The following is a 14,612-nucleotide window of genomic DNA, read 5'->3' on the forward strand; positions in this document are numbered from 1 at the left end:
CTATCTCCCTGGCATTATTGAAGAAGAGCCAACTTTCACGGTTGTGCCGGTACCGCCATTAAAGAACGGCTTGAACCAAGAGCTTTGCTCCTCACAAAGGCTGACGCGGTACAATGGATACACCACGCCCTTTTCCACCGGAGCCAAATCTGCGTGTGCGAGTATTGAATCCGTTTTGCAATTTAGTCTGTTGTATTTACTGCTGGTAAATACCGCCACATTCACTTTATTGGTCAATGACTCGATTTTGATAGCCACATCGTTTGGGGGAGTGCCGAGCATTCGACTCGCGACTTTGGATAAGTCTTCTAAATCGGCATTGGTTACCGCTAGATTTTTTCCACCTAACACGTCGCCCTCAAAGTAACGCGAACGCTCTTTGATTACGTTCACCAACGCAAAGCTAGAACGATCAAGCTTGGCTCGCAAAAGCAACTGATAGCTCAAATCCGCGGCAAAAAGGTAAACACCCCATAACGCAGTAAGAATAAACACAAGCTCAACCATAAATGAGCCTTTTTGGCGTTTTGGAGAACACACACCTTGTTTACGGAGCGTCATCTTTCCACCCCTCATGCTCTAAGTTCAGTACCATTGTGCTTGAGATATCTCGATCTGCTGCACCGGCAAGTTTTATGATCGGAGAGTAACGATAAGTGACCGTTATCTCCGCTAAGTTGTAGTTGAAGTTCAAGCCCTCATCCGAATATCCTCTATTCGCAATGAAGTCATCATAGGTTTTGTAGTAACGACCTTTGATAGAAAATCGCGAGCTATCGATTAAGAAATGCCACAAGTTACCATCAGCTTCGATCAGAGATTTAAACTTGTCCTCGTACTGCTGATTTATGCCTTTGCCCTCGTAAATCTTGGTGTTTCGTATAGTTTCTCGAAGAGAATATTCCGTCATGTTCACAACATAGATTTGGTAACTCGACTCAAAGATGGCAAAAGTGGCAAAGAACAAAACGAGCGCGCCCATTACGAACTCGATCGCCGTTACCCCTTTTTGTTTAGAAAGCAATTTCATCATTAACTCCTATATTGAGTTAATTCGACGGCGATACTGTGGAGCTCTTGATCCGAAAAATCACCTTTGAGTAGTTTCTTCGCCGCATCCATCTGCTGCGCTTTCATAAGGGCAATCGCTAGGTTCGCCTTCACTACTTTATTTTCCGGGTTATCTTTTAGTACTGGCATCAGTGTTTCGATGGCTTGCTCGTATTCACCATTTGCCATATGAATCATCGCGATGTTGTTCTTGATCGCGACATCATCATAACCACGCAAACGTGCGTTGTTCAGCTCTTGGTAGGCATCTTCGTATTTACCTAACTTGGCGTACGACACACCCAGTAATACATGGATTTGTCCCGATTCATTACCCGTTTTAATGGAAGATAAATACGCCTCTACCGCGCTATCAGTGTCATTTTTTGCATCAAACACTTGCCCTTCTAACTGGTACAAGTCAGGGCTCTCTATCCCCTCTTTTTGCAAATGCTGAACATAAAAGTTTGCCGACTCGATATCCCCTTTACGGAAATACGCCCATGCCAGCTTTTCTTTCACTTCTGGATCTTGCGAACCTTGCTCTAACTGAGATTTGTAGTGAGAGATTAAACCATCGTAGTTTTTCACTTTTTCCATGCTCGCGACGTCATCTTGTAGCTGACTCTGCTGCGAAGGTGTCGATTGACAACCTGCCAACACTCCCGCCGCTAACAAAACGAGAGAAATGCGTTTTCCAATCACTGGTTACTCTCCTAAATATTTAATGTCATTTGCATGATTCCCGGTGCGAGAATCAGAATAACGATCGGGAACATGATGAAGAGGATCAGCGGGACACTCATCTTAGCGGAGAGTTTGCCTACCTTTTCCTCAACGGTCAGGATTTGCACTTTTCGCATGTCTTCAGCGAGATCGCTCAACACCTGAGCCACTGATGTACCGTATTGCAAGTTTTGAATGATAGTCAGCACGAAGCTTCGTATTGGCGGCGTTGGAATACGCTCACTGAGGTCATTTAGCGCTTTTTCTAGCCCGTGGATTTTTGCCGAATCTGAGGTGCGTTTAATTTGATAACAAAGGTCAGAGTCAAACTCAGCCAACTCTTTGCCCAGATAAACCAATGCCGCCTCAATCGTCATACCGGTTTGCACGCAAACTGACATCATGTCCAGCAAGTACGGTAACTGAGATGATGTCTTAAAGATCAACATTTTGCGTCGCATTTGAAGCAAAGTATCCGGCAAGACAATCACAGCAATAAGCGTAAAAATAATGATGATTAGCTGATTATTTGCTGTCATATCCGACAACAACACCAATCCTGTAACAACCACGAGCACCGCTAATTTGGCAGGGAAGTAGAACTTCGCCCACTCTGTATTGTAATAGCCGGCCTCGATGAGTTTTTGTTCCAGCTCATGTCGATGCTCTTTACCGAAACGAACAAAAAAGCGGTTAACACGGGAAGGCGCACGTACGGGATCACCGCCAATATAAAAGGCGACTTTTTTGCGTCGTTGTTCTGTACGAAGCGAATCGAAAATCAAGAAAAGCAACGAAACAAACAGTACTATAAGGGCAATCAATAGCATCATGCGCGTACTCCTCTGACTAACAACCAAACAATGAACAAGCCAAATAACTCACTGCCAAGTACATAAAACAACACGATACGACCAGAAGGGTCATACAAGACGAAATTGACGTTGTCAGGGTTTACATAGTTAAGAATGATCATGAAAATCAACGGAATTGCCGCAACAATCTTGGCAGAAATTCGCGCTTCAGACGTCATGGCCATCTTCTTTTTCTCTAGGGTTCTTGCGTCCACCAAAACTCGAATAAGTCTTGCTAGTACGCCTTTCAGCTGACCGCCTCGCGCAATATTTGCTCTAAGGGTTACAGTGAAAAACAGAAACTCTGGGTAAGGGTAGTTTTTACACGAACGTTGAAGTACCACTTCCGGAGACTCACCCAACTTAAGTCGGTCCCCCATCAGTTTAAACTCGCGCCCAATCGAGTTATCCATCACCTCGCCAACATAACTGATGGCTTGCATTAAGCTGTCACCCGCGGTTACCGCACTCATCAGAATGTTTAGCGCATCAGGGAAAGTGTTTTCAAAATCACGTCGCCTTCTTGTCACTAGGTAGCGGTAACCCATAATGGTAAACACCAAAGACAAGCCTACGATCAACCCGGTATTCGTCATCAACAGCAGCTTAACCACGACGTACCAAGAGGCGATGAGACTCGCCGTGATATACAAAGCGATATACAGCGATGAACGTGGTCCAAGTACTTTTAGTGTTGGAGAAATAGACTCTTTGAACTTTTGCCAACTTTGTTTTCGTACCAGTGATTTTACGTTGATAGCATTGAAGTTTTCCGCTTCAGCTTCTTCGATGTTGAAAAACTGATCGACCTTTTTGACCTTTGAGTCTCTGACCAAAAGCAGTACGAACGCAAAGAGGATAAGTGAGAGCCAAAGCATGTTATATCCCCTTAAACGATGCCATCAGCTCGTCATACAGCCCGAAGAATTGGGCTTTCTTTACAAGCTCAGATCGTTGCATGATGCCGCTGGTTACGAAGTCACCTTTAACGGTTTCTCCAAAATGTGCATCGTCATAACGGAAACGGTAGATCTCTTCCATCACCACACTATCGCCTTCCAAGCCGACGATTTCAGAGATACTGGTGATCTTACGAGACCCATCGCGCAGTCGGTTAACCTGGACAATCATTTGCACAGCGCTGACGATGGTTCTTCGAATCGCATCAAGCGGCTGGTTTAAGTTCGCCATCATGACCATCGATTCCACACGCGCAATCGCATCTCTCGGTGTGTTGGCGTGCAGTGTAGACATAGAACCATCGTGTCCCGTGTTCATGGCCTGCAACATTTCAAACGCTTCAGAGCCACGACACTCACCAAGAATGATTCGGTCTGGACGCATACGAAGTGCGTTAATCACCAAATCACGCTGCGTCACTGCCCCAGTCTGCTCAACGCTCGAAGTTCGCGTTTCCAATCGAACCAAGTTAGGTTGTTGCAAGCGTAATTCCGCCGCATCCTCTATGGTGACAATACGCTCATCTTCAGCGATGTATTGAGACAATGCGTTAAGCAGCGTCGTCTTACCTGAACCCGTACCGCCAGAAATCAGCACATTCATTCGACAACGAGACGCAATCATCAGCACTCTCGCCATGTCAGGAGACATAGAACCAAAACCAATCAAATCTTCAAAGCCAATGTTCTGCTCTCTGAATTTACGTATTGAGATCGAGGTGCCATCCAACGCAATAGGTGGGATAACGATATTCACACGACTGCCATCTTCAAGTCTGGCATCAACCGTTGGAGACAGTTCATCAACACGTCGTCCAACACGCGAAGCAATACGTTTAGCAATCGCTAACAACTGCTCTTCGTTGACAAAAGACACCTCTGACTTTTGGACTTTACCGTGTCTTTCAAAAAAGATGTTGTTAGGTCCATTTACCATGATGTCAGAGATAGACTGATCTTCAACCAAAGGCTGCAATGGACCTAAGCCAAACAGTTCATCAATTAAGCTTTTCACCAAGCCTGACTTCATCATCGAAGTGATCGGACGTTGGTAGCTGTTTGCAAGAAGATCAACAGCGGCTTGGATTTGAGCCTCTAAGTCTCGGCGGCTCATTTTCTGAACCGCTTCAGCATCTAGTGCTTCAAATATTTGCCCGCGAAACGCAAGATATAAGTCTTTATTCGAACTCATTTAGCACGCACCCTCTTCAACCAAGATCCCATGCCTTTTTGATCAACAGGTTGACCATTAATCAGCTTGACCAGTAGTTCCATAGAACGGTTAATATGACGATCGTGCTTATGACCTCGTTTGCCATCAATAATGATGTGCGACAACGACTTGCAGTACCCCACTTCGAGATCAACATCCGCACCTAAGTATTTGGTAAGGTCAGGACGTTGTAATACATACGCGTTTTCCGGACGTTGATAATTCACCAATGTAATCACACGAGTTCGGGACGATAATGTGAGCTGTAAATTGGAAATTTTCTCAAACAGTCGTTTGGCACTTCTTACAGAAGATACCGACGCATCCAAAACCAGCACAACTACATCAAAGTTTTCTACCAAGAGTTGAGGTTCAACTTTGAAGTCCACACCGCCCGAGAAGTCTTCAATAATGAAGTTCGTGTTTCGAGCTAAAAGATCACAGAGCGTCTGGTTATAGTTGAGAATATCGCTTTGGCTCATGTCGCCATCGATAGCCAACAGACGCAGATTTTTTCGTGCGTTAAACAGGTAGCTAAGTGCTCCCTCTTCATCCATTTCATGCAAGGGAGCAGTAAACTCATCGATACCGCGCGGTTTAAAATCTTTCAGTCCCAATAAAACATCGATGTTGGTATCTGCGTATTGGTGATCAACCAAAATGGTATCGGAACCTTGAGTGGATAGTAACGAACTCAATTCAGTAGTAATGAATGATGCACCAACACCACCTTTTGAACCCACCACTGCTACACGCTTCGCCTTACGCTTCTGGCTAACACCAGAGAACGTCTTCAAGTTCTTACTAACATGGTTTAAGAAGTCTGCGAACTCTTGTTTGTTCACCGGCCAAAAGACGTAGTAAAAGCCCATGTCTTTGAGGGAACGAAGCGTCGAAATTGCATCTTCTTTACCAATGACCACGACACCTTTGTGTGTTGGTAGTTTGCTAGCGAAAGACTTAGCATCTTCAACGACGTTGTTCGATTCGTTCAGTTCAAGGATAACAATATGACTGCTATGCTGTTCCGTCAGCTTGGTTAAGCCTGCGTTAGCTCTTACACATTCTGGGTCATTCCAACCTTCGAATCGAAACACTTCCTGAACAAGGTTTAAACACTCTTGTGATTGATAAAACAACGTACATCCTGCAACACCTGTCGTCGAAGACTGTGCCGGTTTTGCTTTCGTTGTTAATGCTTTAGTTAAATCAAACATTATTATTCTCCTACCAATCTAGACTTGTAGGACACTTGTTTAAGACGCATCGATTCAACAAAACAGTCTGGTTCACCTAACTGAACTTGAATCTGTGCAGGCGAGCATTGCTGGGTTTGCAAACGCGTTAACGTCACTTGGATATTCAGATCACTTGGTAAAGCTGGCGTATAACGATATTCCACTCTTTGCGGGGCAATAATGTGTGACGGATACTGCTCAAATGTCTTCTTTAACATCGTTTTACTGCGCGCGGATTTGTAATCGATCACGTAAGTGGCTTCTTTATCCATCGATTCGATTTTTTGAATCAGTTGCTTAATCTGCTTTTCTGTTTCTGCACGATTCTTTACTGCAAACTCAAAGCTATGATGCTCTTTATACACCACGGCTTCAGCGCCATTTCCGCCAAAATATCGCTCTGTTGCGCAACCAAAGAGTGACGATGTCAATAAAGCAATAAGTATTAGCTTCTTCATTGAATAAACCCTCCTTCAGATAGCAGACGAATCGTCGCATCCGATGACGTGTTAGAATTACCGTCAGAATCAATATTCAACCAACGCGCTAACGTTGAGGTTTTCTTGATGTGTGGCAGCTGAATATCTTTCGGTTTGATTGGTTCCACGAGGTTTACTGTTGCCACGATGATCAACTCAGTTCGCTTTCTTTCTGTCGTTGCTTTACGAAATGCAGCACCAAGTACAGGAATGTCTCCAATGAAAGGAATCTTTTGCATTTTCTCTAAATCAGCACTGCTCATTAACCCGCCAAGGATGAAGCTGTCTCCGTCTGCCAGTTCAACGGTTGTCATTGCACGTCGTGATGACAACTGTGGCACTTTAATGCCTGCAGCTTCGACGTAGCTTTCTACTTCGCTCACTTCTGGCGCTAGCTGCATTCGGATTTTGTCTTGACTAAGTACTTTCGCTGTAAGGTCGAGCTTAATACCAAACTCTTTAAACGAAATATTCACGTTGTTGTTGTTCGACACAATAACGGGCACTTCGCCACCGACAAGGAAGCTCGCCGATTCACCGGAAAGTACCGTCAGGTTTGGCTCCGCCAAGACTTCTGCAACCTGATCGTCACCCAATGCAGTGATCAAGGTACTTAGGTTTGCCGCATCAAATTGGTCAAATACGAACTCACCCGCTTTAGAACCAATAGAACTCCAGTCGACCCCAACTGTTTTACTAAAAGATTCATTAACTTGAGCGACTGAGATTTTGACGTTTACCTGTTGTGTCGTTGCAACCTTAATGCGTTCAATGATTCCTTTCCAAGTCATATTGCGAGCGAAAACCATGCTCTCTGGCTCTTCATAATCTGAATAGTCAGATTTGAACTCCAGCTTTTCGACTTTCTCCCACTTCTCGGTTTTTTCTCGTCCGAGTAAAGTTGCCACCATGCGATAAATGTCATCACGAGTTTCTTCAGAATCAACAACACCACTCACTGCGACTTGCTCGCCCACCGATTGAACCTTGACTTTGGCATCAGGAAAATGGAACTTGAGTTGACGTCTAACCTCGCTTAGATCCAAATCAACGATGATGCGGTCAGAAAGCAACACATCATCGTCTGTTCCATAGACAATCAAGCGAGACTGACCAATGCCATTGGCAAAAACCACTAGCGTATTGTCATTAATGATTTTGTAGTCGGCGATATCAGGGTTACTGATAAACACCTTTCCAATCGGCATCTTTAATTGAATGTGCTGACCGTCATTAAGTGTGATAGATCGGTCAGCAGCAAAAGTGTTTGTTATAGAAAGCAAGCCAATCAAAAGAGAGGTAAAGGAGACGCACAGTACTTGCTTAATTCGATGGTGTATCATCATTACAAAGCCTCTCTAGGATCATTAACGTTACCGCGTAACTCTTCGATTCCGGTATAATTGTCGATAACATTGCGTACTTCCGCGTATTCCGGCTGCGTATAGGTTTGGCTTCGATAAATTTCGATATGCATAGTTCGTTGAGCCAACGCTAGCTTTGCCAACTCATCTGGCTTCACTTCGATAACCACCGTCGTCATACCGTCTTCTTTGTTTGGTGTTCGAGCGGTAATGTTGCTGTTTTCACCCTCGCCATCACCAATATTGAGTACTTTGACATGTTTTAGGAACATGGATGCTTTTACACCTCGAAAGCGCTTCGGCTTATCCATATTTTCAGCGAGATTAGCGTTTGGAGAGCTCACGGTAAGAATGTCGATATATGAGCCAGGACGAATGTAATCTTTGATTAAGTTCTGATCACTCACTTTCAGTGGATACAAGGTCATGCCTTCCGTTACCAGTAGATCGATATACCCTGGTTGACCGGGAGAAACTTGGTACTCTGGTAACACAACATCGCCTGGATTTAGGCTTCGGTTTAATAAAACGGATGGTGAAAAACTGATTTGTGCGTCTTCTCTGACGCCAAGCGTTAGTGCTTCACTAAGTGGGAGCTGTTGTTTGATAACTCCTTGTGCACTAATCGCATGTCCTTTTTCATAAGCTTCGGTGGTCATCCATACAGCAACATGCTGTTCATCTTTGTTATCGACCACTTCAGCGACAGCTTCGGGTTGAGGTTGACTCTTGAACAAGTCGACAACGCCAAGCGCGCCTACGATCAAGGCAACAATAGCAACAAGTAAAACCAGTCGAGATCTCATAATGTGCCCATTCTTGGAGGTTTAAATATGTGGCGTATTTTGAGTTAAAATTATTAAATAAAATCCAACACTAATTGCTATCCCATACGGAATGCCTTCTTGGCTACTCGACGTGTTGCTTATTAATTTTCTAGTAATTAAATAAATAATCGCTAAAAAACCACCAGCAAACGCCGTCATAATATAGGCCCATGGGAGGTCATTGAGAGGGATTGTCAGTGACAACACTGCGACATATTTAATATCACCAGCTCCAATCCAAATCAGAGCATAAAGTATTAACCCTATCCCTAGCACCAGCAAAAAGGTTGTAATCTGAAGATCTAATGGTGAAAGAAAACTCTGCAACAAGAGGAGTAAAAGCAAAGCGTTATTTTGTATTTTACGATGAAGAAAATCGGTAATAGATACATACAAACACGCGATTGCCAATACTAATAAATACAATTCATGACTCAAAATTAAGACTCTTGCCTGAATTTATCGAGATTAGCTTCAAATAACATTTATTAGATATTCTAAATTAACTGAGCCAGACCAATGAAAACAGAGGTCTGGCACAAATATCTAGCGATATTATCTACATAAACCAGTAAGGTAATTACTTGGCTTAATTGCTCGCAGTATCGATAGCAGTCGCAACTTGAGCGAATGCACCTTCTAGCTTGCCGATGAAACCGTCTGAGCCTACTGCTGTAGTTACTAATACAGCCATTGCAACAGCAATTAGACCGTATTCGATTGCAGTTACACCGCGCTCGTCGTTTTTAAATTGTGACAAAAACAGGCTTGTTTTTACGTACAGTTTAGTAATCATGTTTAGTTCCTATGAAGTTGATTTACAAAAGCTTTGCCATTCTATTGAATACCAAAAGGTATGGAAAAATAGCCCCTATCGATAGAATCGATAGATTTGGCAAAGACCGGCACATCAAGTTATGCTGAAAAAATCATAGAGAACCAACAAGCACTTAAATTACAATGGCTTACAGACATATGTCGAGTATTATTTACAATAGTCGCTATAAGGTAATTAATTCACACGGTGAGACATAGATCATCAATAGAGTCATTACTTTATTATTTTCAAAAATTATTTTTATCAAAAAGATAGATAAATGTGATGATTGTTTATGCAATGTAGGAATATACTTACGTTGAATTTAGCACCAATAATTAATTTTGCTTTATAAAACGAGTTGAAATACGAGTTTCATCACGCTATTGTGTTGCAAATATACAAATTACAAATCAAAAACCTATAATTTGCTTGCTTTTAAAAGGTTGGTCGAATCATGAAACTACAATTCGAAAATATTGTTTCGTTCGTAGCTGTAGTTGAGGAAGGTTCATTTAGCTCCGCTGCTCGTAAGCTTGGAAAATCCCAATCTACTGTTAGCACTGCTGTTCAGAATCTTGAGTCAGACTTAGGCTTCAATTTATTTAATAGGCAAAATTCAAAAGTCTGGTTGACTGAGAAAGGGAAGCGTCTATTTCATTTATCCGCACCCGTTGTATCAAGGTACCGAGAATTGATTACAACAGCGATACAAATGAATATTTCAGAACAAATTGTTTACCGTGTCGGGATCGATCCATTGGTATTCAATAAAGATGTAAAAAAAACACTGTTGGATTTCTCGGAAGCCTTTCCAAATGTCGATTTGGTAGTAGTCACCAAGCCAAGCTTTATTTTGGGAAATTACATCAACGAGGGAAAAATAGATCTTGCCTTGGGAAACCCATACCACAAAACAAACAACGACTTTAACATTGACGAATTGTTTCACGTTAACTGTTGGTGGGTTGCACATGAAGATTTAGCCTCAGTGACCAGTAACCCTTCTCAGCGTGTTCTTCTTATGGATGGATGTGAAGAGTTGCTCAACTTATCGAACATTGCCTCATATAACTTGTGGAGATTGGACGATTTAGGCACGATTCTCGATTTATGCAAAGCTCAAAGAGGCATGGCATTTTTGCCAGAATTTCTTATTGAGAAGAACATGAAAGAGAATAAGCTAAAGATCATTACCGACCATCCCGACTTTTTTGGCAAGAGAGTTGTCGCCTCCCTTTTCTGGCCGGTGCATTCTGACTTTGGTTTGTTTAACCAATGGATCAAAGGTGAACTGCAGACTTGCGTAAGCAAAAAACAGACTTTTATTGCTGACTTAGCGCAGTAGTAAAAGCGACCTCATTGTACAAGCTGCTGTTCTAAAAACAGGATAAAAAAAGAGCCGCTCATCGCGGCTCTTAGTCTTTTTAGTCTCTTAAAAACAAAGAGTTAATTTTTACTAAAGACTGTCTTCTCTTATTCGTTGATGATCATCTACAAAAGTGATGTCCACTCGCCTCTATAAAAGCATCAAGTAAGTTATAGCAACGTTGTTGAGAAGAACTTATCAAGCTTAATGACAGCTTGATCAACATACTTGGTTTGATCATATAAGTCGAAATGTTGCGCACCTTCAATCTTAAACAGTTCAGCGTCAATACCAGCATCTTTGCCACGTTTTACTGCAACTTCGCTGAAGTATGCTGATAGCGCCTCTGTACCAACAATGGCTAAGAAAGGTGTATCTCCCAGTAATGCCATATTTTCTGATGGATTATAGGCATAGCGCGTATCTAGTGACATTGCAGCGCGCATAGGTGAGTAGTTTTCCGCACCACCGCCACGTGCAGGGTTACGATAGTAATCTGCAGCACGCACCCAAAACTCATTCATCGATTTGGCTTTTTCTGCCGATGGGATTCCATCAACAAGCACAACCTCGCCGGTTTCGTAATACTTCTGGCGCGCATCACTAGCCATTTGAATTTGTTGGCGATATTGTTCAACAGGATCACCGGTAAGTTGGTCCATATATTGTGTTGCACCACCCATGCCGTAGTCAGTAAAGTCAACAAAACCGCTAACTGTCGCGACTGAATCTAAGCGGGTATCCTGCATCGCAACTTGCAAGCTGTAACCAGCACCTGAACAGATCCCCAGTTCACCGATACGCTGAGAGTCAACACCTGGGAAATGACTCAAAAATGTAATGGCATTTTTGATATCTTCAACTTTCATTGGCGCATTTTCCATACCACGTGGATAGCCGCCACTTTCACCATAAGTACGATGGTCAAAAGCTAAGGTAATGTAACCTTTCTTTGCCATTTTTTCGGCATAAATACCTGCCGTTTGCTCTTTCACACCGCTAGCTGGCGTAATGACCACTAATGCTGGATAGTTTTTGCTCTTATCATAATTTGGCGGTAGAAACACATTGCCAGCAATACGAACATTTTCGCTAAGGAAAGCAACTTTATTCTTACCATCATGATAGTCAGCCCCTAAGAAGGTTTCTGCTGCTACAGATGTTGTACCTAAAACAGCACTAGCAACTAATGAAAGGGCAATTAACTTTGTAGTTTTCATATCTTACTCCATTGATTTCTGAGGTTTACAACGTTCCCCGTTGCAACAGAGGTATGTTATGAAAAAGCACTGATGTTGATATATAGCAATTAAATCAAATCACTGTTGCTACTCAACAACAATATAAGGATATATACAGAAGTAGTCGCCATAAGACCCTAAGTAAGGTGTGACTTGATAAGTTAGAGAGGTAACTTAAAGCATGGCGAGAAAGTTTGGTTAGGTGCTAACCGCCGCCCTCACCCCTCATCTTAATGAAGTCAATAAATGCGTCGAGGTGCAACAGCGAGCAAACTATAAGTTTCACCACTAACCAAATTTTGATGAAAAGAACTCAATTAAAATAGTCAGTTAACTCGGAAGAGAATACGATGCCATCGAGCTGGTTTTGTTCGCATAAAGACTTGAGATGATCGGTACAGTATAAATTTGCCACACCTTCCAATCTCGACTTAAATACGGCTTTGTCTTTGACATCATCATCAATGAAAACAAGAGTATCTAACCCTTCAATGCTTCCATAAGAGATCTTTTCGACACACTTTTGTCTGTCTTCTTGTCCAAATGTCATCGACGTATATAAATGCCATTGTTCGCCTTGGTAGTAAGTGGGTAAAAACTCTCCGCTTTTGGATAGGTAACTATGTAAAATTCCAAATGCTTTGGGGGATAAAACAAGATATGTTCGCAACCATAAGCTAATATCAGGCAACACAGAATTGTTGGCAAAAACATCCTCAAACTCTAGCTCTACTGGCTTCCAGATATCTTTCAGAGACTGATTTTCAGTAGCCTGCGATAAGATCCTCACAAAGTAGTCGAAATCACCTAACTGGATAGCGATTTCATCGGGAGTCGTACATATTGTCTGAAAATCATTTAGATTATCTGTAATCCTGTAAACCTTCATCATCCTTTCCAAATTTCATTCTTAGCTTCCAATGCATCTTGAAATATGCGCTGCTCTTTAACTCGATTTTTACCCGAAGTAGGTTAACCTAGAAATCCAGTTTAGTTGGAATGCCCTTCGAACATTTCGAGTGAATCCAAGTTTCACTGCTAAATACATGGACTAGAATCTCCATTGCCATGCACCTAGCGCTCACTTCCCCCGAAAACGTGTCGTTATGCTCTTCTCTAGTCTCTTTATCAACATCAACTTGGACAGCATGATCTTCAAACCACCAGTTCTGTTACTTCTTTGTTTAACAACACAATTTACGCAAAAAAAAGAGCCGCTATTAGCTAGCGGCTCTTAACTATTAGAAATTTCCGATATTCAGTCGACTTACTCTTTACCGAATACGTTGTTTTCTTGCTCTTGCACGCGGATGAACGTAGTTCGCTTGGTTAGCTCTTTAAGCTTTGCTGCACCTACGTAAGTACATGTTGAGCGAACACCGCCAAGGATGTCTTGGATAGTGCCGTGAACACTGCCACGGTATGGCAATAATACGGTTTTACCTTCAGCTGCGCGGTAGCCAGCAACACCACCAGAGTGCTTGTCCATCGCGCTCTTCGACGACATACCGTAGAACTTCATGAACTTCTCGCCGTCTTTCTCGATGACTTCGCCGCCTGACTCTTCGTGACCAGCAAGCATACCACCTAGCATGACGAAATCAGCACCGCCACCGAATGCTTTCGCTACATCACCCGCACATGAACAGCCACCATCACCGATGATCATACCGCCAAGACCGTGAGCTGCGTCGCCACATTCGATGATTGCAGAAAGTTGTGGGTAACCAACACCGGTTTTGACGCGAGTTGTACATACAGAACCAGGACCGATACCTACTTTCACGATGTCTGCACCAGCAAGAATCAACTCTTCACACATGTCACCAGTTACGACGTTACCAGCAGAAATAACCTTGTCTGGGAATTCAGCACGAACACGTTGTACGTACTCCACCAAATGCTCTGAGTAGCCGTTCGCGATGTCGATACAGATGAAGATGAACTCATCAGAAATCGCCATGATGTCTTTAGTTTTTTGGAAGTCTGCATCAGACGTGCCCGTTGACACCATCACGTTGTTTAGCGTTGTTTTGTCTGCTGTTTTCGCAAACTCTGCCCAGTCTTCAACTGTGTAGTGTTTGTGAACAGCGGTCATTACACCATGCTCTGCTAGCGCTTTAGCCATTGCAAAGCTACCAACCGAATCCATGTTAGCCGCAATTACTGGTACGCCAGACCATTGACGACCACTATGCTTGAATGTAAAATCGCGGGTTAAATTTACTTGAGAACGGCTCTTAAGGGTAGAACGTTTCGGGCGAAACAGTACATCTTTAAAACCTAACTTAAGTTCTTGTTCGATACGCATTGTGTAATTCCTTGATTCATAAGTATATGTGTCATCTCAGAGTGCGTAGTGAAATCGTTGGCAGACGAGTTCACTGTTCTTCGGACACAAAAAAACCGGAGCGTTGGCAGACGCTCCGGTTTTCAGCATTATAGGCTGTGATTTATTTCCTACAAGTCTGATAT

Annotated in this window: 16 protein-coding genes; 1 reads left to right on the forward strand and 15 read right to left on the reverse strand. The window is 42.8% G+C overall.

From position 1 onward, the window contains the following. The 12 genes from tadF to NL647_RS05845 all read right to left on the reverse strand — a co-directional run bounded on the left by tadF (window position 1) and on the right by NL647_RS05845 (window position 9,506). Window positions 1–561 carry a tight adherence pilus pseudopilin TadF gene (gene tadF, locus NL647_RS05790; RefSeq protein WP_009700149.1) on the reverse strand — a complete coding sequence of 187 codons (561 nt, stop codon included), beginning with the start codon at window positions 559–561 and terminating at the stop codon, window positions 1–3. Continuing rightward, window positions 548–1,030 (reverse strand): TadE/TadG family type IV pilus assembly protein, encoded by a 483-nt coding sequence (locus NL647_RS05795; RefSeq protein WP_009697305.1) that lies wholly within the window; start codon window positions 1,028–1,030, stop codon window positions 548–550. Before NL647_RS05795 ends, tadF begins: the two co-directional genes overlap by 14 nt. Before the next feature lie 2 nt (window positions 1,031–1,032). Then, window positions 1,033–1,755 (reverse strand): tetratricopeptide repeat protein, encoded by a 723-nt coding sequence (locus NL647_RS05800; protein WP_253649809.1) that lies wholly within the window; start codon window positions 1,753–1,755, stop codon window positions 1,033–1,035. An 11-nt stretch (window positions 1,756–1,766) separates the two neighbouring features. After that, the gene (locus NL647_RS05805) at window positions 1,767–2,609 is read right to left on the reverse strand and encodes a type II secretion system F family protein (protein WP_253649810.1); all 843 of its coding nucleotides are present in this window, start codon (window positions 2,607–2,609) and stop codon (window positions 1,767–1,769) included. Continuing rightward, on the reverse strand, window positions 2,606–3,508 hold the full coding sequence (locus NL647_RS05810; protein WP_005452326.1) for a type II secretion system F family protein: 903 nt from the start codon (window positions 3,506–3,508) through the stop codon (window positions 2,606–2,608). Before NL647_RS05810 ends, NL647_RS05805 begins: the two co-directional genes overlap by 4 nt. Before the next feature lies 1 nt (window position 3,509). After that, window positions 3,510–4,781, reverse strand: a complete 1,272-nt coding sequence (locus NL647_RS05815; RefSeq protein ID WP_005452328.1) for a CpaF family protein — start codon at window positions 4,779–4,781, stop codon at window positions 3,510–3,512. Then, on the reverse strand, window positions 4,778–6,019 hold the full coding sequence (locus NL647_RS05820; RefSeq protein ID WP_253649811.1) for a chromosome partitioning protein ParA: 1,242 nt from the start codon (window positions 6,017–6,019) through the stop codon (window positions 4,778–4,780). Before NL647_RS05820 ends, NL647_RS05815 begins: the two co-directional genes overlap by 4 nt. Before the next feature lie 2 nt (window positions 6,020–6,021). Beyond that, window positions 6,022–6,498: a hypothetical protein gene (locus NL647_RS05825; RefSeq protein WP_009697302.1), complete on the reverse strand. Its 477-nt coding sequence runs from the start codon at window positions 6,496–6,498 to the stop codon at window positions 6,022–6,024. Continuing rightward, complete coding sequence (locus tag NL647_RS05830) at window positions 6,495–7,865, reverse strand: type II and III secretion system protein family protein (RefSeq protein WP_005452333.1); 1,371 nt, start codon at window positions 7,863–7,865, stop codon at window positions 6,495–6,497. Before NL647_RS05830 ends, NL647_RS05825 begins: the two co-directional genes overlap by 4 nt. Further along, complete coding sequence (gene cpaB / locus NL647_RS05835) at window positions 7,865–8,689, reverse strand: Flp pilus assembly protein CpaB (RefSeq protein ID WP_009697301.1); 825 nt, start codon at window positions 8,687–8,689, stop codon at window positions 7,865–7,867. The genes NL647_RS05830 and cpaB overlap by 1 nt, the downstream gene beginning before the upstream one ends. A 21-nt stretch (window positions 8,690–8,710) precedes the next feature. Beyond that, on the reverse strand, window positions 8,711–9,148 hold the full coding sequence (locus NL647_RS05840) for a prepilin peptidase (protein ID WP_253649812.1): 438 nt from the start codon (window positions 9,146–9,148) through the stop codon (window positions 8,711–8,713). A 151-nt stretch (window positions 9,149–9,299) separates the two neighbouring features. After that, window positions 9,300–9,506 carry a Flp family type IVb pilin gene (locus tag NL647_RS05845; RefSeq protein ID WP_050902778.1) on the reverse strand — a complete coding sequence of 69 codons (207 nt, stop codon included), beginning with the start codon at window positions 9,504–9,506 and terminating at the stop codon, window positions 9,300–9,302. Window positions 9,507–9,984: 478 nt separating this feature from the next. Between NL647_RS05845 and NL647_RS05850 the strand changes: the two genes are divergently transcribed. Continuing rightward, complete coding sequence (locus tag NL647_RS05850; protein ID WP_005452341.1) at window positions 9,985–10,875, forward strand: LysR family transcriptional regulator; 891 nt, start codon at window positions 9,985–9,987, stop codon at window positions 10,873–10,875. 191 nt (window positions 10,876–11,066) lie between these two features. On the opposite strand, the gene NL647_RS05855 is transcribed toward NL647_RS05850, so the two are convergent. The 3 genes from NL647_RS05855 to NL647_RS05865 all read right to left on the reverse strand — a co-directional run bounded on the left by NL647_RS05855 (window position 11,067) and on the right by NL647_RS05865 (window position 14,448). Continuing rightward, window positions 11,067–12,116, reverse strand: coding sequence for an alpha/beta hydrolase (locus NL647_RS05855; RefSeq protein ID WP_005452346.1), 1,050 nt, complete (start codon window positions 12,114–12,116; stop codon window positions 11,067–11,069). A 334-nt stretch (window positions 12,117–12,450) separates the two neighbouring features. After that, window positions 12,451–13,029 (reverse strand): hypothetical protein, encoded by a 579-nt coding sequence (locus NL647_RS05860; protein ID WP_367618286.1) that lies wholly within the window; start codon window positions 13,027–13,029, stop codon window positions 12,451–12,453. Between the two features lie 375 nt (window positions 13,030–13,404). Next, window positions 13,405–14,448 (reverse strand): GMP reductase, encoded by a 1,044-nt coding sequence (locus NL647_RS05865; RefSeq protein WP_005452348.1) that lies wholly within the window; start codon window positions 14,446–14,448, stop codon window positions 13,405–13,407. Between the last annotated feature and the right edge of the window lie 164 nt (window positions 14,449–14,612).

This window comes from Vibrio sp. Y29_XK_CS5, from assembly GCF_024181835.1.
Taxonomy (GTDB): domain Bacteria; phylum Pseudomonadota; class Gammaproteobacteria; order Enterobacterales; family Vibrionaceae; genus Vibrio; species Vibrio harveyi.

What these genes read in the sequence shown, in the direction of transcription:
- NL647_RS05845 (WP_050902778.1), bottom strand. Translation starts at nt 9,506, where the DNA reads ATGATTACTAAACTGTACGTAAAAACAAGCCTGTTTTTGTCACAATTT.
- NL647_RS05820 (WP_253649811.1), bottom strand. Translation starts at nt 6,019, where the DNA reads ATGTTTGATTTAACTAAAGCATTAACAACGAAAGCAAAACCGGCACAG.
- NL647_RS05795 (WP_009697305.1), bottom strand. Translation starts at nt 1,030, where the DNA reads ATGAAATTGCTTTCTAAACAAAAAGGGGTAACGGCGATCGAGTTCGTA.
- NL647_RS05825 (WP_009697302.1), bottom strand. Translation starts at nt 6,498, where the DNA reads ATGAAGAAGCTAATACTTATTGCTTTATTGACATCGTCACTCTTTGGT.
- NL647_RS05810 (WP_005452326.1), bottom strand. Translation starts at nt 3,508, where the DNA reads ATGCTTTGGCTCTCACTTATCCTCTTTGCGTTCGTACTGCTTTTGGTC.
- NL647_RS05830 (WP_005452333.1), bottom strand. Translation starts at nt 7,865, where the DNA reads ATGATGATACACCATCGAATTAAGCAAGTACTGTGCGTCTCCTTTACC.
- NL647_RS05855 (WP_005452346.1), bottom strand. Translation starts at nt 12,116, where the DNA reads ATGAAAACTACAAAGTTAATTGCCCTTTCATTAGTTGCTAGTGCTGTT.
- NL647_RS05865 (WP_005452348.1), bottom strand. Translation starts at nt 14,448, where the DNA reads ATGCGTATCGAACAAGAACTTAAGTTAGGTTTTAAAGATGTACTGTTT.
- tadF (WP_009700149.1), bottom strand. Translation starts at nt 561, where the DNA reads ATGACGCTCCGTAAACAAGGTGTGTGTTCTCCAAAACGCCAAAAAGGC.
- NL647_RS05850 (WP_005452341.1), top strand. Translation starts at nt 9,985, where the DNA reads ATGAAACTACAATTCGAAAATATTGTTTCGTTCGTAGCTGTAGTTGAG.
- NL647_RS05805 (WP_253649810.1), bottom strand. Translation starts at nt 2,609, where the DNA reads ATGATGCTATTGATTGCCCTTATAGTACTGTTTGTTTCGTTGCTTTTC.
- NL647_RS05860 (WP_367618286.1), bottom strand. Translation starts at nt 13,029, where the DNA reads ATGATGAAGGTTTACAGGATTACAGATAATCTAAATGATTTTCAGACA.
- cpaB (WP_009697301.1), bottom strand. Translation starts at nt 8,689, where the DNA reads ATGAGATCTCGACTGGTTTTACTTGTTGCTATTGTTGCCTTGATCGTA.
- NL647_RS05815 (WP_005452328.1), bottom strand. Translation starts at nt 4,781, where the DNA reads ATGAGTTCGAATAAAGACTTATATCTTGCGTTTCGCGGGCAAATATTT.